The 21,121-nt window shown below is 59.2% G+C and carries 14 protein-coding genes; all 14 read right to left on the bottom strand.

Annotated features, from left to right (window positions below; translation table 11 throughout):
- Window positions 1-8: 8 nt before the first annotated feature.
- Entirely contained in the window at window positions 9-4,289 is a 4,281-nt protein-coding gene (locus K6U75_09150; GenBank protein ID MCL6475203.1) for a hypothetical protein, read from the bottom strand.
- 126 nt (window positions 4,290-4,415) lie between these two features.
- Window positions 4,416-6,089, bottom strand: coding sequence for an arginine--tRNA ligase (gene argS / locus K6U75_09145; GenBank protein MCL6475202.1), 1,674 nt, complete (start codon window positions 6,087-6,089; stop codon window positions 4,416-4,418).
- Between the two features lie 71 nt (window positions 6,090-6,160).
- Window positions 6,161-7,753: a carbamoyl-phosphate synthase large subunit gene (gene carB, locus K6U75_09140; GenBank protein ID MCL6475201.1), complete on the bottom strand. Its 1,593-nt coding sequence runs from the start codon at window positions 7,751-7,753 to the stop codon at window positions 6,161-6,163.
- A gap of 65 nt (window positions 7,754-7,818) precedes the next feature.
- Window positions 7,819-8,844 (bottom strand): 3-deoxy-7-phosphoheptulonate synthase, encoded by a 1,026-nt coding sequence (gene aroF / locus K6U75_09135; GenBank protein MCL6475200.1) that lies wholly within the window; start codon window positions 8,842-8,844, stop codon window positions 7,819-7,821.
- Entirely contained in the window at window positions 8,841-9,929 is a 1,089-nt protein-coding gene (gene hisC / locus K6U75_09130) for a histidinol-phosphate transaminase (GenBank protein ID MCL6475199.1), read from the bottom strand. Before hisC ends, aroF begins: the two co-directional genes overlap by 4 nt.
- 181 nt (window positions 9,930-10,110) lie before the next feature.
- Window positions 10,111-10,884, bottom strand: a complete 774-nt coding sequence (locus tag K6U75_09125; GenBank protein ID MCL6475198.1) for an ABC transporter ATP-binding protein — start codon at window positions 10,882-10,884, stop codon at window positions 10,111-10,113.
- A 15-nt stretch (window positions 10,885-10,899) separates the two neighbouring features.
- Window positions 10,900-11,508, bottom strand: coding sequence for an FtsX-like permease family protein (locus K6U75_09120; protein ID MCL6475197.1), 609 nt, complete (start codon window positions 11,506-11,508; stop codon window positions 10,900-10,902).
- The gene (locus tag K6U75_09115) at window positions 11,505-11,921 is read right to left on the bottom strand and encodes a PqqD family protein (GenBank protein ID MCL6475196.1); all 417 of its coding nucleotides are present in this window, start codon (window positions 11,919-11,921) and stop codon (window positions 11,505-11,507) included. The genes K6U75_09120 and K6U75_09115 overlap by 4 nt, the downstream gene beginning before the upstream one ends.
- A gap of 138 nt (window positions 11,922-12,059) precedes the next feature.
- Complete coding sequence (locus K6U75_09110) at window positions 12,060-12,962, bottom strand: hypothetical protein (protein MCL6475195.1); 903 nt, start codon at window positions 12,960-12,962, stop codon at window positions 12,060-12,062.
- 20 nt (window positions 12,963-12,982) lie between these two features.
- On the bottom strand, window positions 12,983-13,183 hold the full coding sequence (locus K6U75_09105) for a twin-arginine translocase TatA/TatE family subunit (GenBank protein MCL6475194.1): 201 nt from the start codon (window positions 13,181-13,183) through the stop codon (window positions 12,983-12,985).
- Between the two features lie 66 nt (window positions 13,184-13,249).
- Window positions 13,250-15,250: a peptide transporter gene (locus tag K6U75_09100; protein ID MCL6475193.1), complete on the bottom strand. Its 2,001-nt coding sequence runs from the start codon at window positions 15,248-15,250 to the stop codon at window positions 13,250-13,252.
- A gap of 152 nt (window positions 15,251-15,402) precedes the next feature.
- Window positions 15,403-15,768 carry a DUF2752 domain-containing protein gene (locus tag K6U75_09095; protein MCL6475192.1) on the bottom strand — a complete coding sequence of 122 codons (366 nt, stop codon included), beginning with the start codon at window positions 15,766-15,768 and terminating at the stop codon, window positions 15,403-15,405.
- A gap of 18 nt (window positions 15,769-15,786) precedes the next feature.
- The gene (locus K6U75_09090; GenBank protein ID MCL6475191.1) at window positions 15,787-16,269 is read right to left on the bottom strand and encodes a DUF4190 domain-containing protein; all 483 of its coding nucleotides are present in this window, start codon (window positions 16,267-16,269) and stop codon (window positions 15,787-15,789) included.
- Between the two features lie 37 nt (window positions 16,270-16,306).
- A complete protein-coding gene (locus K6U75_09085; GenBank protein ID MCL6475190.1) occupies window positions 16,307-20,932 on the bottom strand; it encodes a M28 family peptidase in 4,626 nt (1,541 codons plus the stop codon).
- Window positions 20,933-21,121 lie beyond the last annotated feature (189 nt).

Here is a 21,121-nt window from a genome sequence, read left to right as displayed (position 1 = left end):
CTGTCCGGTCACTGCACGAGTTCTACCTGCACGTCATCTATCCACAACACGCCCGTTCCCCCGTTAATGCCGACGCGGACCATCAGTACCATGGCGTCATCGGGAATGTCTACAACTCCCCCCACTTCTCTCCAGTCAAAGGTTCCGTCCAGCAAAGCGACCGGCTTATGTTCCCATCGCCCGTCTTTGCACTGAATGGACAGGTCCAGGCTCGCCGCTTTCCATCCCTGGTCGCCCCGCTGAATCTGCTCACCTTTCAGCCATGCCGATAAGCGCACTTTGCTACCAGGTGGAAACTGTGTCAGTGAAAGATACTGTGTGAACAAAGCGTAAGTGCCCATCATGTTGACAACTTTAGCGCACTGCGTACCCGTCCGCGCTGTTTCCGCAGTCAGAATGCCTTCAGGGGGAACGATCCAGCTGCCCCCTTTCGGGGCGCCAAAACGCAACTGTGTTCCCCGCGATAACGCGAATACCTCTGCGCCTCCGGTTTCGAAGGACGGGTCCATGATACCTGTTGCATCCACCTTCTCTACTGGCTCAAGATAAGAGGCAGTCGTTTTTCCGGGCATCCCGGCAACAGTGACCTTCATCTCAGCTTCCTGCCACTGGTGCACCGCAATGTGCTCGTCACCGTCTAGCCAGGCAATGAACAGTTGTTTGCCGTCCATGAAGATGTTACGGGGTAACGACGTTGCGCGAAAGCGCAGGCTCGTCAGTGACGCTAAAATATGCCCATCCGCGTCAGCAATAGATATCGCATCAGGCACTGTACCCGTTCCCACCGTCTCTCCGCGTCGCTGCTTCTCGTCACACAACCATTCACCGGCTCTGGTGCCGCCGTGGAAGAAAGCGAACCTCTGGGCGTTTGGAACATTCACCTTCCACGCCAAGAAGGCGGGTGGTAATTGCACATCGCCCTCACTCATCACTGCGAACCGACAAGCGAAGGTAGGCGAGCTGTCAAAAGCATACTCTTGCACAAACCAGATAGGAGGGTCTACCATACGGAAGCGTTCATTCTCCGCCCGCAAGACGCCGAAAAACCGCATTCTCAAGGTTGAACCCTCTTGCCAGACACGAACACCCGCCTCCACATCATCCTTCGAACCCGCATATTGCACCTGTCCCTGCACATTGCGGAACCCCTTATCGGCGTAAATGTCGCTATCGGCGAAGACAAGCCGCTCAACTGGCTTTTTCGCCCAAAGCGCCCGAATGGCGCCTCCCGTACGCCTTAGCAGGATACGATAGTGAGTGTTTTCTACCACCCAGTCAGTACTGTGGTGTGCAACGGTAACCTGAGGGATACGAACAGCGTTAGCACGGGTTCGGGGAAAAGGTGGAAGGGAAAAGCGTAATGAAAATCTTCGGGACAAGCCGTTTGCTGGGGTAAAACTGGTGTCATCCCGCCACATCACCGCAACACGCGCGCCAGTGCTTGCTGTCCCTCTCTCCCACACCTTATCCAGCAGCATCACATTATCCACGCCCATCCGAAGCGGTTCATCAAACGCCAGACGAAAGCTCCTGCCATCTCGCTGCTGGAAGCACAGCCATGCATCGTCAGGGTGTAAAGGTATCGTCTCTGACTGCCACACAATTTCCGTTCCCTGTGGTCGCCAGTAAATACGATGGGTGCCCCGCTTGCCCGAAAGATGGCGCACAAAGAACCAGTCGTCCAGCAACCCTTCTACCGTATTGATTTGCCAGCGATGGGCGTCCGGCACATTCAAAAGTAGCCCGATACGCCTCAGTCTTCGTGGCTCCTTTTCCACCGTCCCTTGCACATTGACCTCCTGAGGAAGGCAGCGGTAGGTCAACCGCAGTTGCGTGCCATCAGACAGGATAACCCGCAATGGCAGAACAATCTCCTGCTGCGTGATAACCGGCGAGCCAAGTACCCGCTCGATGCTGGCAGCTTCGTCGGAAACCAGTTCGCTGGCACCGACCAGCACTCTTCCATCTGCATCAGAAAGCGAGCGGGGCAAGCCCGTTCTCGCATCCACAGTGAATCCATAGTGTGCCGTTGTGATTACCCACGCGCTGCCAGAATGTTTCAAGGATGGCAATCTGGACTGGCGCTTGGAGGAAGAAGGTTGGACGGTCGGTCTGGGAACAGGGCTACCTTCTCCAGATGGACGCACGACTAACAGCGCCGCCTGATATGCCGTGAGAGGCAAACGCACTGCGGCAATTTCAGCGGGCGTTCCTTCTATCAATTTGGTCGCTGCCACTGCCTCCCAGACGGCGTATTTGCGTTTCCCATCGAGGCGCAAAAGACGGAGAGGCAAGTGTATGGTTGCGCTCACCGCATGGGGATTAAAGTTGATAACAGGTACAGAAGCGCGGAGGTAATCGCTTGTCCGCAGGCAAGTGAAAATGCCTTTCGGCTCGGCTTTCACAAGAGGGACAGAGTGGCTGGCATCGGTATAAAGGGCATCGCCGGTCTGCAATTCGGGCAAGAATCTGCGAGTAGCAAGTAATCGCTGAATAAACGGTCCGTGTCCAATTTCTGCCTCGTGGTACAGCATGGGCATACCATCGATCCAGAAAGTTAACGCCATCAGTGCTCTCACGCCGTTGACACCCAGCCAACCCTGCGCTCGCAGGCTGTCGTGGCTCTCCACATACCGTAATCTCACCGTTCCTCTGGGTTCCGCGAAACGTTGCTCTTCAAGGTAACGCTGCAGCGCCCACACAAACTCAGCAGGCGAAACATCCCGAAGTCTCATCAGATAGCGATGGCAAAGCGCAAAATCGTAGATGACATCGGCTTCCTGCATGTAGGGTACTGTATCCACCTCGCCCAGGATAGCCCCGTCGGGGTTGACTCTTCTGACAGACTGACGAATGGCTCGGAGCATCTGCAACCCGCCTTCCCGCAGAGTCAGGCTTCCACGCTCATACGGTAGAGGCGGAACTTCTCCGCCGACATTTGCCAGCTCGCTCCGCCACCAGTCAGGGGGAACATTGGCAGGCACTTTCCCGGCGGGAGGAAAACCCCGCCTTCGCCAGGTCGTTGTTCGACCGCCACCCGCTGCGTCCACCCGGAAACCGTCGATACCAAAACTCCGGGCGTAATGCTCCGCCACCTGACCGATGTATTGCTGCCATCCCGGTTCGCGGAAATCGAAGCACCAGTAGCTAAAGGCGTTGCCGTCCTCATCCAGAACCAGCCACCACGGTCTGTTACCACGCAACATGCCAGCCTCGGGTGTGCCACCGTGTGGAACGAGGTCTTGCCAGACCCTCACGCCCAGCCGATGTGCCTCAGCAACGAGCTGCCGGTATTCTTCTGCAGTGCCCAGCCCTTCTTGAAACCGATAATAGTCTTGCGGGTTGTAGATGCCTCCACTCTCCAGAGGCAGAAGCCAGATAGCACCGAAGCCCAGCTGGCGCACGACTGGCAAGAGAATCCTTTTTGCCATCGCAAAACCGCCCAGGTCCAGACAGTTGCTGCCTATCGTTCCGCCCGGATGGAAAGAGTAAAGCGCTACCTCCCGCGTCCACTTAGGGCGGTCGGTAGGCACTTTGATGCCCACATCGTCAAACCATCGCCAAAACGCCGCGCGCAACGCTCCGGGAAGGGAGTCAGGCACTGCTTCCAGAAAGGCAGTACCAACGATTTGAGGTTCGTCTGGCTCAGCCCACCCCATTGCAATGAATTCGTGAGCGACGAACACCCTGCTGTCGGTCGTCCAGAAATAGGTAAACGCAGGGTCGCGGCGTGCGTCGTTGATGAACAGCAACGTTCGGTTGCTACTTTGCTGTACCAGCAATTGCCCAACACCCCATGCGCCTGCCGCTCCCCGGCCCGGCGGAACAGATGATAAATCACCTGAGTGGTTGGGCGCAAAGGGGTCTGCCGTGGGAAACAAGAAAACGCCTCGTTTGGGCACGGGCAACAGGAAACGCACCCGATAAAACTTCGCCGGCTGCTCCCCAAACCATGTCAAACGGAGGGAACGGGCGACGCGATGGGGATTGCCGAAAGCACCAAACTGAACCTGCTCTTGCAGCTGCCAGCGACCGCCCTCAACAGCCACGTCGCGGGTCAGGGTCAACTCCCCTTTCCCCTCATCAAACTGCCAGTTCACCAGACGACACCGGGTAACGTTGCTTTCCACACACCAGCGTCGTCTCTCTTCCCTCTCCCCTGTCGCGATGTCCACCGAAGGTGTAGCGCTCGTTGGCGGGAGCTCGCTGACAGTGTGCCCCTTCCACGCCAGAGCAAGCCAATCACCCGTCTGACGGTCAAAGGTCAACTGCCATTCGCCATATCGCACTGTTCTTTCTTGCTGCGCGGGAGCACCCACTGCGCAAGTCACGACCAAAAACAACAAGGTCACCCAAACCATCAGACCACCGCCTGTTTTTCGCACTTGCGCCGCTGGGTCGCCCAGGATTTTTTTCTACATCCGCTCTGGCGTGTTTACCCCCAGCAATCGCAGCACGTTCCTCAACACGATGCGCGTCGCATCGACCAGCACCAGGCGTGCGCGGGTGACTGACTCCGCCTCTCCCACCACGCGACAGGTGTCATAGAACTTGTGGAACGCATCGGCGACTTCCATACTGTAGCGTGTCAGCCGATGGGGAGTGCGCTCGGTAGCCGCCTCCAGCACCTCTTCGGGAAACTCATCCAGCTTCTTCATCAGTGCGACTTCGTTCTCGTGCTGCAGGGGAGAAAGGTCTGTTTCTGAAGCCGACGGAACCACCCACCCCTGCTCTGCTGCCACGCGCAACATACTGCAGATTCGAGCGTGCGCATACTGCACGTAGTACACGGGGTTTTCGCTGCTCTCTTTCTTCGCCAGCTCCAGATCGAAGTCCAGCGGGCTATCATGCGACCGCATCAGGAAGAAGAAGCGCGCCGCGTCCTTACCCACCTCGTCCAAAACGTCGCGCAGGGTGACCACGTTGCCCGCACGCTTGGACATGCGCACCAGGTCTCCGCCCTTGAACAGGCGCACAATCTGGTAGATAAGCACCTCAAAGTTCTCGGCGGGATAACCCAGCGCAGCGACCGCTGCCTTCGTGCGGGCGATGTAACCATGATGGTCCGGTCCCCAGATGTCTATCAGGTAATCAAAACCGCGTTCGAACTTGTTCTTGTGATAGGCGGCATCGGCGGCGATGTAGGTAGGCTGTCCGTTGTTGCGCACCAGCACGCGGTCTTTGTCATCACCGAAGGCAGTAGAGCGCAGCCAGATGGCCCCGTCGTGTTCGTAGGCATAGCCACGCTCTTTCAGCTCGCGGATAGCCGCTTCTACCTGTCCGCTGGTGTGCAGGCTGTTTTCGCTAAACCAGACATCGAACACCACTCCGAAGTCCGCAAGGTCCTGCTCTTGCTGGCGTTTCATCGCCTCCTCGGCGTAGGCGCGGAAGCGTTCTAATACCGCCTCTTCGTCGCCCTCTGCCAGATGCGCCCCTTCCTTCTCCAGCAGTTCCCGCGCGATGTCTATGAGATACTCGCCCGCATATCCGTCTTCGGGCAGTTCGATATCCTCACCCAGCAGCTGCCGATAGCGCACCACCAGCGAGCGGGCAAAATGTCGCATCTGCAGAGAGTTGGTTGCATCGTTCACGTAGAACTCGCGGGTGACCTGATAGCCCACCGCTTCGAGCAGGTTCGAAAGCACGTCACCAATCGCCCCTCCGCGCCCGTGCGCGACGGTAATGGGACCGTTCGGGTTCGCGCTGACGAACTCCACGTTCACCCGCTTGCCCTCCCCGATGCTCCATCTGCCGTACGCCTCACCCTGCTGCTGGATGTCGCGCAGCACGTCGTGCAGCCAGTGGGGATGTAGCGTGAAGTTGATGAAGCCGTTACCCGCCACCTCCACCTTAGATACCAGGCGGTCTTCAGGCAGGTGTTTGACGATGGTGTCGGCAATCTCGCGGGGCGGACGCTTCAGATCGCGCGTGAGTAGCATCGCCACATTGGTGGCAAAGTCACCGAACTCTTTCACCCGAGGCGGCTCCACCGCGATTTCAGGCGCCTGGGTGAATGGTAGCTCGCCTGCCTCTTTCGCTCGCTGCAAAGCCTGCTGTATCAGTCCAACTATCCGTTCCTTTGCCACGATGCGATACCTCTTCTACCTCTTTTTGCTGGATGCCTGCATGTTACCACAAACTCTGGCTCGACCCAAAACCGCTATGCGGGGGTCAGTTCGACTCCGTAGGCGTATTCATCTACCGTACGCACGATGAAATCGTCGCCGCGACGCAGCGCCTCCAGCGCTTTCAGCAGGGCGCGGGCGGTGTCCAGCGAAGTCAAGCAGGGGATACCCTGTTCCACGCTGGCGCGGCGGATGATTTGCCCCTCTCGCTCGATCTGTCGGTCGCGGGTCAGTGTGTTGATGAGAAGGTCTATCTTGCGCCCGCGGATGAGCTGCAACAGGTTCGGTGTGCCGTCTTCGCTGATTTTGAAAACGGGCGTCGCTTCCAGTCCGTGCTCCCGCAGGAAGCTTGCCGTGCCCCGCGTCGCATAAACCTGAAAGCCCAGCGCGATGAACTCCTCCACGATGGGCAGCGCCTCCCGCTTGTCGGGGTCAGCGATGGTCACCAGCAGGTTGCCCTTTGGCGGGCACTGGATACCTGCTGCCACCATTGCCTTGTACAGCGCGCGCGAGTAGTCGGTATCCACGCCCATGACTTCGCCCGTGGACTTCATCTCCGGTCCCAGAATAGGGTCCACCTGCGTCAGTTTCAGGAAGGAGAACACGGGCGCCTTGACGGCGATGAGTGGCGTCGGCTCTGCCAGACCCGACTGGTATCCCAGTTCGCGCAGGCTCTGTCCCATCGCCATGCGTGTTGCAAGGCTCACCATCGGGATATTGGTTATCTTCGACAGATAAGGCACGGTGCGGCTCGCTCGCGGGTTCGCCTCCAGCACATACGCGGTCTCATCTGCAACGACGAACTGGATGTTCATGATACCCCGCACGTTCAGCGCACGCGCCAGAGCAATCGCCGTGTCCACAATCTGTTGCTGCACGTGGCGCGACAGGGTTTGCGGAGGATATACCGCCATGCTATCTCCAGAGTGCACGCCCGCCCGCTCGATATGCTCCATGATTCCGGGCACAAGGCAGTCCACGCCGTCCGCGATGACGTCTACCTCTGCCTCTTTGCCCACGATATACTTGTCCACCAGAATGGGCGCTTTAGGGGAGACGTCCACCGCGTAGCGCATGTAGTCGCGCAGCTCTGGTTCATTGTATACAATCTCCATCGCGCGCCCGCCCAGCACAAAGGAGGGACGCACCAGAACGGGATAACCTATCTCGTCTGCCACCTGTATCGCCTGTTCCACCGACACCACGGCGCGTCCGGGCGGCTTGGGAATGCCCAGCTGGCGCAGAATGCGCTCGAACTTATCGCGGTCCTCGGCGATGTCGATGGACTCTGCCGAAGTGCCAAATATCTTGACACCTGCGCGGTGCAGAGGCAACGCCAGATTGATTGCCGTCTGCCCACCAAACTGCACGATGACGCCGTCCGCCTGCTCGCGCTCGAGCACGTTCAGCACGTCTTCCAGCGTCAGCGGTTCGAAATACAGGCTGTCTGAGGTGTCGAAGTCGGTGGAGACGGTTTCGGGATTGTTATTGATAACAACTGCACGGTATCCTGCTTCCTGTAACGCCCATACGCAGTGCACCGTGCAGTAATCGAACTCGATACCCTGTCCTATCCGAATCGGTCCTGACCCGATGACGGCAACCGTGCCCTTGGTGGTATGGTTCATGCGCTTCCTCCGTGCATGTTCACTGTATTATAACGGAAAGAAGGCGCGAATGTCAAAGCGGGGGCTTATATGCTCTTGCCCATAGCCTGTGCGATGGCGCGCACCTCCACCATCAGCTGCCGGAAGTTGTCGAAGGTCAACGATTGTGCGCCGTCTTTCAATGCCTGTTCAGGATGGGGATGCACCTCGATAATCAGCCCGTCCGCCCCAGCCGCAATCGCCGCACGGCTCATAGCCGTCACCAGTTGCCACTTGCCCGTGCCCTGGCTGGGGTCAACTATCACCGGCAGGTGCGATTCTTGCTTAGCCACTGCCACCGCCGACAGGTCAAGTGTGTTTCTGGTGGCGGTCTCGAAGGTGCGGATACCTCGCTCACACAGCACCACGTTCTCGTTTCCGCCCTTCATGATGTATTCTGCCGCCATCAGCCACTCGTCAATCCGCGCCCACATGCCTCGCTTCAGCAACACGGGATGGCGCGTCTTGCCCACCTCGCGCAGCAAGTCGTAGTTCTGCATGTTGCGCGTGCCGATTTGCAGCATGTCCGCATACCGGCACACCAGCTCCACATTGCGCGGGTCCATCACCTCGGTAACCACCGGCAAGCCGGTCTCCTTGCGCGCCTCCGCGAGTATCTTCAGCCCTTCCACACCCAGCCCCTGGAACGAGTAGGGCGATGTACTGGGTTTATAAGCACCGCCGCGCAGCATGTGCGCCCCTGCCTCCTTCACCGCGCGAGCGGTGGAAAGCGTTTGCTCAGGCGTCTCCACCGTGCAGGGGCCTGCCATGATACACACCTGGTCCCCCCCGATGGGAACCGTATCGGCTACCGTCACCACTGAACCTTCCGGGCGGTAAGGTCTCGCCGCCAGCTTATAAGGCGCGAGAATCGTGATGACGCGCTCGACAAACGGTAGCGCCTCAAACTGCTCCACATAGCCTGGCTTTTCCTCTTCAGGCACACCGACAGCCCCGATCACCGTCTTCGCCACGCCGTAGATGGGATGTGCCTGATAACCCCCTTCCTCCAGCTTGGAGGTAATGATGGCAATCTGTTCTGGGGTAGCGCTTTTGTCCAGAACGATAATCATGCTTGCAGAACCTCCTCCAGTGCACTGATAAAGCGTTCATTGTCTTCGGGCTTGCCCGTGGTGATGCGCAGGTACGTGGGCAAGCCGAAAATGTGTCCCGTGCGGACGATGACCCCTTTGCGCAGCAGCTGGTCAAAGACCGGTTTGCTATCCCTGGCAAGGTCCACCATCACGCAGTTCGCCTCACTGCGCACATAGCGCAAGCCCAAGCGTTCGAAGTGGCGGTAAAAGTACTCCAGCCCGTGCCTGTTTAACTCCACCGCCCTGCGAAGATGTTCGTGGTCCTGCAACGCTGCCAGCGCGGCGGCTTGCGCCACACTATTGACGTTAAACGGCTCGCGCACGCGGTTCATGGCGTCGATAATCTCCGGTCGGGCAATCGCATAGCCCACACGCAATCCTGCCAGCGCGTACGCCTTCGAGAAGGTACGTAGCACAATGACGTTGCGACCTTCGCGAACATAGCGCAGGGTGTCCGGGTAGTCGGCACGCGAAACGTACTCCTGATATGCCTGATCCCACACTACCACGACATGCTCCGGCAGGGCGTTCATGAACGCCTCCACCTCCTCGGCGGTCACGATGGTACCCGTCGGATTGTTGGGGTTGGCGATAAAGATGAGCTTGGTACGGTCGTTCACGCGCTCCAGAATAGCAGGCAGGTCGAAACGATGCTCTCGCAAGGGCACAAGGTGCAAAGGCGCGTTGTTGAGCTGCGCCGCCGCCTCATACCGCACAAACGAAGGGTGGCCCGTAATCACCTCATCGCCGGGCATCAGAAAGGTCAAGCCGATAAAGTGTATCAGTTCGTCCGAGCCGTTGCCGAACAGCAGGCACTCCGCTGGCACTTTCACATGCTTCGCTACCGCCTGCCGCAGTTCGAAGCAGCTGCCATCGGGATACAGGTTGACCGACTGCATCGCCTGCATCGCTGCCTCAATCGCGCGCGGCGAGGGACCCAGCGGGTTTTCGTTGGACGCCAGTTTGACTACATCCGTCAACCCTAGCTCGCGCTTGACCTCATCAATGGGCTTGCCGGGGCTATAAGGCTCCAGCTGCAACACATTCGGGCGTATCAAGGGCATATTCATCGCACGGTTCCTCTTCTAACAGCGTTTGTGTCCTTCAGTCTGGAACGCTCGCTTGACTGCAGGTTATCGGGATGCACCCCCTCCGGTTCCAACAGTAACATACAAAGGCGAACACAGGCAGGACACCACATGCGGTAGCGCCCTGCCCGATTTTGCGCGATACCCAAGCCTGCGTCTACCCGGGGGTGCCTTCCACGTCGCCAACATGCACCTCGACGGCAGCGCGCTCCTCCACACGGTCGATGCGCCCGTCGCGAATCCACACGATGCGGTCAGAAACGTCCACCATCTTGAGGTCATGCGTCGCGGAGATGATGGTCACTCCCTGCTCTTTGTTCAACTGGCGCAGCAGCTCGATAATCTCTTTACCTGTGCGCAGGTCCAGGTTACCTGTTGGTTCGTCCGCCAGAATGATTTGCGGGTTGTTTGCCAGCGCACGGGCAATTGCCACACGTTGCTGCTGACCGCCGGAAAGCTCGCTGGGTTTGTGGTGCAGACGCTCGCCCAGTCCCACCAGCTTCAGCAGTTCGATACCCCGATCAATCGCTTCATCGGTGGACAGACCACCGAAAATCATCGGCAGCATCACGTTCTCCAGCGCGGTCATCACCGGAATGAGGTTAAACGTCTGGAAGATGTAGCCGATGGTGCGACAGCGCAGGAACGCCAGTTCCTGAGCATCCAGCTGCGCCATGTCCACGTCGTTGATGAACACCGAACCGCTGGTGGGCTTGTCCAGTCCACCAATCATGTTGAACAGCGTGGACTTGCCGGAGCCAGAGGGACCCATGATAGAGAGATACTCCCCCCGAACGATGTCCAGCGTGACACCGTTCAGCGCACGCACCACCTGCGTGCCCATCAGATACTCTTTCACCACATCTTTGCACCGCACGATATACTCGGTGCTGGTGGCAGTGGTCTGATTCGTCTGTGGCTGAACCGCCATAGATGCACCCCCTTGTTAGACTTCCACGCGCAGTGCAGCAGCCGCAGGCATCCGCGCCGCCACCTGCGCAGGAATAATAGTGGCAATCACTGACAACAGTGTGCCGATGACTATGGATAGGAGAAGATACAGAAACACCTCCCCCGGAGAAATCCAGCCGAAAACCTTAAAGCCCTCGCCGAACAGCTTGACGAGCACCACCGCAAAAACCCCAAGGAACCATCCAATAATCGAGGCGATGAAGCCCACCAGCGCCGACTCGATAAAGAACAGCTCCACGATGAAGATATCATAAGCTCCCAGACACTTCATCGTGCCGATTTCCTTATATCGCTCGGTGACGGACATCAACATGGCGTTGGTGATACCCACCAGACAGACCAGCAGGCTCATAATGACCAGCCACGTCATGCGGTACTTTTCGGTAGGGTCGGTAACCGCCCCCGAGTTGCGCTGAATCATCATCGCTGTCAACACGGAGACCAAGAATGCGATGCCTAACACAGTGCCAGCGGCGGTAATCACCGAGCGCCAGAAGCGGATACGCACGCTTTGCATACTGATGTGGAACGCCACCCGAAGCGGCAGCTGCAGGCGTTCTACCTCACGTCCGTCTTTCCTCATACCTTCTTCTTTCCTCCCCGTTTGAAAGCCACCAGTCTGCGGTCTGCTAACATCTTCAAAAACATGCTCACCGAAGCTTCCACCTCGCGACGGCTCATGCGTGTGCGTTTGCACATCTGTTGCACAATGGACTCCACTGTATGCTCGCCGTCACACAGATCCCACACGGCAGCTCCTACCTCGTCCAGCTGAATATGACGCACCGGTGGCAGCCGAAACGCCAGTATCGCCCACCGTATCAGCAGGCTACGCTGTTCGACCGGCACCTTCAGCAATAACTCCCCTTCCTCCGTACGCTCCCATTCCAGTAGCGGATTGCGCACCGGAATGGCAGTTAGTGCCTCCTGCCGGGATAAAACCGGTTTCGGCTTCACCGCCGGGATGAATTTGCCGACAAAATCGCGCAGTCCCATTTGACCTGCTATTCGCTCAGTATCTGCCCGTCGTCATGCTGAGCACAGAAACATGCGCCCTTTGTTATGCCGAACGCAGTGAGGCATCTCCGAGATTCTTCGCTCCGCTCAGAATGACAAAGAATCTCCCGTGAACGCTCAATGGCACTGCACACTCGCGACAATCTGTTCCAGCAGCTCCTGCGTGCCCCGTTCCACACGCACCGAGTAAATACGGTTGCTCGGCTCGCAGTGCCACACTGCACCGTGAATCTCCTGCGGTCGGCGCAGGATGAACCGCTCGACCTTGCGGCGCAACCAAATCGTCGGCGAGCGGCGAAGCCCTGTCAGATGCACTGCAGGGTGTCCCTCCACTTCGCCCTGCGTGGGCTGCGCCCGGATGCGCCTCCACTCCGTCGCCTGCAGTGCCCACTCATCCAGCGTCCAGCGTTTCAAGGTCACATCCGCCAGTCCCCACCGTTCCACGCTGACTTCTGTGTAGCGGTTACGGAACTGCAACATCAGGTAGCCTGACATCACCTGCGACTTCACCAGCGCAAATCGCTCAGGCAACCGCACCACCAGTCCCAGCAGTGCCCATGTCCACCAGCCGTCTTCGGAGTGGTCCTGCAAGGTGTCCAGCAACTGGTTTGCGACGTTGACCACCGCATCGTCCTTGTCGCCGCTCACCTGCGCGATCACCACTCGACGGCAGTAGGGACACTGCCGGATGAAACCTCGCACTTTTCGGTCGGCGCGATAGTTAAACTCCAGCGCGCCTTCCCACTCTTCCGATGGCTTGATGCGTCCGGTAAAGGGAACTTTGCGCTTCTTCGCCTGACGCTCTACCAGATTCAGGTAGTCGTCCAGCCGTTTGCGCACGTTTACTGCCTTTTTCGCCTGCGCCCAGCGCACCTCTGCAACCAGAGTGCCCGGCGAATCGATGCGCAAATATCCCTCCTTTGCATCGCCCTGAAATCCGGTTACGCTCCAATCGGGAGGTACCCGCAGGCTGACCCCTTGCCACCCCACTATCTGCTCCGGTGCCAGCCCGTGTTTCACGCTATGCTCAGTCCTCGCCCTTACGACTGCTGTTCGGTACTTTTCTCGGTCTTCACCGGTGCGGAATGCGCCGGTTCGTCGTCCAGCACTTCGGAGGTGGCTTTCTTGAACTCGCGCAGGCTCTCGCCTACCGAGCGTGCCAGCTCCGGCAGTCGGCGCGCTCCGAACAGCACGACGATGATGACGATAATCGGTAACGCTTCCTGCCAGCCGAAATACATCTGAATTACCTCACGCATCGAAACTCCTCCACAGCACTTCTGTGCCCTACCTTTATTCTATCATAATCAGTAGGGCAAATACGATACCGACCTTCCGATGATAGCCAGCGCGATCGCTGCCATACCGATAAGCCCCATGCCGCACGAGAAACCCGCCAGCAGTACCGGCGCCCACATGCGCCACTGATCCTTGCCGAAGCGGCGGGCGAAATAGCGATGCCCTAAAATCGTGCCTAACAGCATGGGTATAGTGTTGTGCGGCAGCGCACCAATGCCACCGACAAAGCCGTAGTAGAACAGTAACGGTAGCTTGAGCGCCGAAAACAGACCGAACAGCGCGAGACCACCCGCGAAACCGCCGACAATGTAGTCTGTGCGCAACGCTCGCAGCAGCCACTGTCCTGTATCGCTTCCCTTCAGGTTAATCTGCTGCCAGAGTGCGTTCATCTGCGCATGGAGCGGCCAGAACTTCTGCGCATACGGATACTGCGCGGAGGGTATCTGGCTGGTATGCCAGAAGAACGCCCAGAACAGGAAGCTTGCCAGAAGCACCACCGGCAGCATGAACGCCTCCGCATACAGGATGCTGGTGAAGCGCGTTCCTGTCAGTTCCACCTCGCGGAACCGCTGCGCCGCCCAGCCATGGTCTGCCAGCGGCATCGGTGCATACCAGATGTCCACCCTGTCGTACCCGGTCTTCAGGATGGTAGCTTCGCGCAGGTAGGGGAAGCTTACGCCCTGCCCCGTCAACGCGATCATTCGCGCCGAGATGTAGGAGTTAATTGGCGTCCACACCAGCCCGAAGAAGATGAATATCCACAGCGGGAAGCCCGGCACCAGCTGGTGGGCGATGACAATCACGCCAATCGTGGCGAGCAGCCACGCTCCGATGGCGAGGTACACTGTGTTGGCTTTGTCGCCGCGCCCAGCGGGTATCTGTGAGAAACTGCCCCGATTGGCAATTAACTGCTTGCGCAAAATCAGCACGCGCACCACGGCGACAATACCGATGAACGCCACCGCTAGCTGCACGCCGATGCCCACGCTGAGCCAGAAGTTCATGTTCACCGTGAGCGAGGTCTGGATGGTACTCATGCCCGGGTACCAGTCCGGCAACAGTCCCATCCGCTGCAGGATGGGGTTGGCGAAAATCTGACACAAGATGCTGGCGGTCGCGCTGCCGATAACGATGGGGGCTGGGATGACGAAACCGACCAGCACCAGACCCAGGTCGCCAGACAAACCGGTCAAAGCCGCGGGCAGGATATGCTCGGTGTTGGGCACCAGGTCAAAGAAGGGTATCGGGATGAGCATGAAGGCTCTACCGAATAGCACGCTGGTGAAGATGGGTATCGCCAGATAGAAGAAGCCGTACACCAGCCCGATGACCGCGCCGGTGGAGAACACGCGCCATCGCCATGACTCCTCTTTGCGCCCTGCTTCCGCCAGAGCGGTTGCACCCGAGGCAGCGACCGGCGCCATTGGGAAGGGCAAGCGCTCCACGTCGTTGGTGATGCGGAACAAGGCGTAACCCAGTCCCATCCACATCATGCGCCCGAAGATTTCGTTGGTAATCAGCAGCACAATCGGAATGAGCCAGTCGCGGTGGAAGAAGCTACGGTGCAAAATCGCCAGACTATCCGGACGAGGCACCGCCCATGTGGGAATCTGGTCGGCTATCGGCGTCGCGGGAGGCGACTGGATGAAATACTGGTTCCATATCAGCCAGCCAAACGGTCCGCCGGAGAGGCCAATACCACCGGACATCAACACTGTCAGTGAAGATGCCACGTAAAACAGGATGTAAATCTCCTGCTTCTTCAGTGGCGCGAACGAACGGCGAGCCACCTCAGCGAATAACACGATGGTCACCCATTGCGCCGCGGGACCCAGCCCCTGCCCGGCAACCAGCCCAAGATACAACGCGCCGGGCAACATGATGAAGGCGATAAACAGGGTACCAATCGCCGTGCGGACAGTAAACCCCTCTTCGAAACGTTGCCCCGCCTCTACAGATTGTGTCTCCGCCGTTTCACGCGCTAAGGCGATTTCATCCCGAATTGCCAACGGTTTGAACCCTCCTTCGACCGATTTTGAACGACATCCACTCGTTACAGCACAGCCTCATGTTTTTCAAACAATGCCCATCCCAAAGACTGCCCTTTCCCCTCTCGCGAAGCTACGGGAGAGGAGCTGGGGGTGAGGGCAACCTCAAGGACTCATCCCGAGATCCACTCCACTATCCGCAACATGAATCCCACTCCGACCACGCCGATAAACGCCCACGCACTCACCATACGCCACCGCTGCGTCTGCAGGGCTAACGGCATCACCAGATGCGTCCACAACAACGTCACCAGCGTTAGCCAGAAAGGTATCACCAGCGGGTGATACGCCATCGCTTTTGCCCATTCCCCGTGTGCGAGCGCACAGGTAGCGCGCGTCATTCCGCAGGTCGGACAGGGCTTACCCGTCACCATCCGAAAGGTACACAGCACGGGCGTGTGCTCCACATACGGCTTCAGAAAATAAGCCGCCGTCCAGATGATCCCCAGCACCGTCGCCAGGAGCCACGCTTGCCGCATCTTTAAATCCTTCAACAGTCACCGCAGTGCCGTCATCGAACTGAAAGCTGCCAGCCATGCCAGCATGCCCAACACCCAAATCGCCAGCGATACAATGCCCAGGATATATCCTGCCTGTGCTAAACCGCGCCCTTCCACAGGAGCCAACCCCTGATCGATGCTGTTCATCTCCTGCTTGCCGATAATCATCGCCGGGATACCCAGCAACCCACAGCACAGCAAGCCGAGTATCCCCAGCACCAGCGCGGTCGTCGCCCTGCTGCTCGGTCCCCCGCCGGCCATTGGTGGAGGTTGCCGGTAACTATCGCCGGGTGGGACGGTCTGGCTCGGGAACAGATGGCTCAGCTCCGGTAGCAGGCTCGCCCGTATTTGCGTGCCCGTGAATTCGTCTTCCAGCGTGGTATTGGGCGCGATACGCCCCTCCCTCACCCACTGCTGCAGGGTGGGTATGTCCGCCGGACCGTAGCGATTGCCGTCCTGTGCAATCACGTAGTATCCCAACTCGGTTCCCTCCGCGAGCGCATGTCCTCCTTACAGCCTAAGCACCTGTTGCCGGTTGTGTGCTGGGCACGCCCGCCGCCTGTCGCCCATCGGTCTTCTGCAGGTAGCGTTCGCGCTCCTCCTGGCGCAGCGTCCGCCAGATGAGGAACTGTTTGCGCAGGGTGTTCAGGAAGCGACGGTTCACGCGCTTCCAGTTGGCGATGTCGCCGCTCAGGCGTGTCAGCGTCAGGTGCAGGTCGTACACATCGGGCATGTCGGTGGGGGTGGCTTCGATCTCCACGTTCTGACTCACACCGAGGTCAAAGGGCGCGACCCATGCCGTACAGGTGATGCGATAGGCGGTGCCGCCGTCGTACTCGTACTCTTCCGCTTTCACGCCCTGCGTCACGAAGTCGCCGATGGAGTACTCCTCATAAGCCTGCAGCCACTCGCTCAGGAACGAGTTCAAGCCAGCCGCCTGCACGCGAGTCACCGAGAAGGGCATCGGGATGCGCCACACGTCGCCTTCCGGCTCGGGCACGCGCCAGGTGCGCTCCAGGGCAGGCGTCGCCACCTCCGACGCTTTGCGGGCGGGGTAGATGGTAGACCCCAGTACCGTTGCCACCACAATCAGCGTGGAGACCACCGCCGCCATCGACGAGAAGTTCAGGTACAGCCCCGGCACGTTCAGCCATACGATAATCTTCGCGCTGAGCTGACCCAGGAAGTAACCCGTCACCGAGCCGAGGATGGCGTACACCATCGCCTCCGCAAGGAACAGCAAACCGATGTGCGTGGGCGATAACCCCAGCGATGAGAAAATATGTATCTCCTTCACGCGCTCGTATACGCTGCTCAGCATGGTCTGCAACACGATAAGCGCAGCAATCAGTACCGGGATAACGACGAACTCGATACCCCGTCCTGACGTCGCCGCGAGCGTGGAGTATCGCCACGTCCTGTCGCCCTGACCCGCGTAGATATTCAAGCCCAGGCGCGGCATCAGCTTATCCAGAACCACTCGCACCTCGTCAGGCGTTGCGAAGGAGATAGCGATGCTGCGGATTTCGCCACCGATGTTCATCAGCGTCTTGTACGGGATGTAGAAACAGGCGTCGGGTTCGAGGTGGACGTACTCGCGGAATCCTGCCTCGCCTGCGCCCGCTCCCTGTCGCTGCATCTTCTGCATCAGGATGAAGTCTACCGGTGTCAGCGGCTCGCGGTCGAGGTCGGTAATCTGCTTGAACTTCTGGCTATCCAGAATGCCAATGACCGTATAGTCCACGCCGCTGAAGTTGACCTTCGCTTTACCCACGTCCGCCGGCTCGATGCGCAGTTGCTGGGCAATCGCCGTGGGCACGATAGCCACGTAGCGGTCGCCCTCCCGGAACCAGCGTCCCGCCACCAGGGCTTTCTGAGGTTGCGTGACCTCTGCCTCGGCAGGCGATAAACCCACCGCCGCCTTGGCGTCGTACTGGCGGTCGCCTCGTCGCAGGGTAAGGAACGACTGTTCGCCGAACGCCGCGCCAAAGAACCACGAGCGGGGAGCCACCGCCCTGTCACGGAACTCATCCTGCAGCAGTCGGTACGCAGGCTCCTGCAGAGGCTCCCACAGCGCGGTGCGAATCATGATACCGTTATACAGGGGCGTGCCTGGTGCAGGAACCTTGTTGAAGCGCAACACGTTCACGATAGAGGTGAACGACAGCACAATGAACGTGAGCAAAACCAGTGTGATGCTGGTGAGCAGGGTGCGCGCCTTGCGCCGGCGCATGTTGGACACACCCAGATTGAACGCGGCAAAGGCCACACTCACCCGTCCGATGTCCGCACGGTGGATGCCGCTAATCTGCCGGTTGAGCTGCTTGAGCTGCTCCTCGAACTTGCCCGCGACCATGAAGGTAACCAGCAGCGACAGCGCCAGCATGATGAACGCCAGCAGCACCACAAACAGGTTGCTCACCAGCTGGAACGCCGGGTGTATCTGGCTGAAAGCGAAGAACACCAGCAGGAAGATGATGAATGCAGCCAACAGCTGGCGTTTCAGGTCGCTGAAGCCGAACAGCAACCGCTCCATAAAGTAGGCGAAGGGCATCAGCAGGAACATATAGAAGATGACACCGCGCACCACGTCGTTGGCGGTTGCCTGCACGTCGGGATAGGCACGCGCTTCGTAGCCCCATGCCGCACGGGCGTAAGAGTCGAAGGTGGCGTAATCTCTGCGCTCCAGCGCGGCGCGGGCTTTGTCCAGATGCTCTTTCGCCAGCCCGTGCAGCTGCTCCAGTCCTTCGTTAATGATGCGGAACTGGCGCAGGCGGCTCATCCGCCACTCATCCAGGTTCCACATGTCTTCCGCCACCCGCAGGGCGGTGTTGGCGATGGTGCCGCCGCGCGCAATCAGGTCGCGTTCGGTCAGCTCCCGCTCCGAGAAGGTGCGCACCACAAATCCCTGCGCCTCCTCTGCGCTGCCTGCCACCAGATACCCCTCACCCTCCGGCTTCTGAGGCGTGGAGTTAATCAGCAGGAAGCGCGTGGCTCCAGGGCCCACGCCCATCATAATCTTGATGCGCGAACCGGGCTGTGCGAACACCACTGCCACATCCTCCACATAGGAGGTCAACGAGTAGTCCTGCACGGTCGCCAGTGTGTAGCCGTACATGCGCGGCTGTCCGTTCGTCTCGCCGTCCAGCACCTCCATCGTGGTCAGCGCACGCAGTGCCTGCTGGTCTACCAGGTCATAGATAGACGTCGGCACACAGCGGAAGACGACGATGCGGGTGGTCTTGCGCCCGGTGGACATGGTGAAATCTATGGCATACTCCGAGGCACCCGTAACGCCCAGGTCCGGCGCGAACTCAATCTCGCCGGTTTGCTCGTTCAGGCGGTAGGCGGCGATGCTGGTCATCCGGTTCCAGCCATAGGCAGTGATGGGCGGGATGCCGGGGAAGCGGAAGTAAGCATCGTCGCCCACCTTCTGGATCATGTTGCCGCGCACGCCCATGAAGGTCTTGGTGGCATGACGCACTACCGCCAGCGACCCAGGCACTGGCTGGTTGGGGATGAAGCTCTTGCGCGGGTCAAACAGCACCACCTGTCCGTCCAGCGTGCCGAATCCACCCTGCAAACCCATCGTCTGGAAGTTGCCGGGTTCGGAGATGGGGAAGCGCGGCACGTTCAGCTCGCCGGGCGCGTTGGTGTCGTTCAGGATATGATACAGCAGACAGGCAATCAGCTTCGTCTGGCGAGTGACGTTAGCTATGTTGACCTTTTCCGGCGTATCAAACGGTGTATCCACCAGCGCGCGCGAGTCGTCGGTAGTACAGAAGGTCATGCCGTTCGCGCCGGATAGCGTCACCACCTCCGCGTCGAAGGCGAACTTGCCGGGCAGGTAGTTGCGCCAGTTCTTGCCCTCCACCGGGTTGACCCCGTCGGCAAACGCCTTTCTATGGTCGAAGCCCAGCACGTAGCCCACCTTCTCGGCGTTTTCGCGGCAGATGCGCGCGGTATCCGAAAAGCGGTTCTGCACGTCCTCGCGCATATCGTAGAAGTAGCCTTTATAGAACAGACCCACCTGCCGCGACTTGCTGGAGAGGTCCAGCGACAGGAACAGGTAGATGTCCAGCAGCTTCTTCTGCTTTGGCTTGATACCGATGGTGCTGATGAGCGAGTTGACCAGCCGCTGCCCGACGTTGGGGCGTTCCAGCTCGAACATGTGCCGGTCCATCCACTCCCGCACGCCCTGCAGGGAGAGGAAGTGCGCGCTGGTGGCGAGGAACATGATGGTGCGCTTGGGCGGATTGGCTTTGTAGGCGCGCGCGACCTCCAGCAGTCCGGCAAGTCCACACGCGCTCTCCGCACCCGGAGCGAGTGCGGGCACGGCGGACATCGCATCATAGTAGGCGGAGATGACGATAATCTGGTTCTTAAACTTCGGGTCGGAGCCCTCTATCCAGCCGATGATGTTGCGGGTGGTGCGTCGCTCCCAGGGCATGTTGCAGAAGAGCGTGCCTTTCACCTCGCGCTGCTCGGCAGTGAGCGCAAGCAGAGGCGCGGCGTCGCTCTTGCGGATGTAAAAGCGCGGCACGGTGACCGGAATGCCGATGAACTTGGACTCCGCCTCGCCGCGCATGGTGGCGTTCGGTTCGATGAAGATGACTGCCTTCGCTCCAAGGCGCGGCGCGTTCAGCCAGTCGGTACCGCAGTTGAAGTCGACCAGCACGATGCTGCCTTCCACGTTCTTTCCGCTGAAGTTGGGCAGTTTGCCGTCGCGCGCGTAGATGACGGGACCCGTGATGCCTTCTGGTGGCAGCTGCGAGGTTCGCACCAAATTGGGCCACATTGCGTACAGCGGAAACTCACGGTTGCCCACGCGCAGTTTCGCGCCCTTGTCTACGGGAACGGTAACTGCGAACTCCTCCGTGGTCACCCGCTGCAGTCCAATCTGGCGGAACTGCTCCTCAATCCAATTCGCCGCCGCTTCCGAGCCCGGGTATCCTGCCACACGGGATGGATACGAGGAGAGCTGATATACCGTCTGGCGGATGCGCTGTGAGGACACGGCTCCAGCCAGTCGTTTGTACGCTTCCGCAACCTCCGGATCCACCTTCGGCTGGCTCCACGCCGCCGTCCCGAAAACCTCCAGCCAGATCAGGGCGAAACATGCCCACAGGAAACGCACCTTCATGTTTACCACCTTCTTCGGCGTTTGGCTTTACCTTATGATAACATAACCACGCGTGCCTGTGAAGAGGGGTACCTCTTCCTTAAAGGTGTGTTTAGGCAAAGAGTCACCGGTTTCCTGCAGGGATGCGCAAGGGTTTTGAAGAAACAATGCTCCCACCATCGACGTAGTGGGTTGCGCGCGCGTCTCTTT

This window comes from Bacillota bacterium, assembly GCA_023511455.1.
In the GTDB taxonomy this organism is placed as follows: Bacteria; Armatimonadota; HRBIN16; order HRBIN16; family HRBIN16; genus HRBIN16.
The sequence above is the reverse complement of the archived record's forward strand: the minus strand, read 5'-3'. Positions and strand labels throughout refer to the sequence as shown.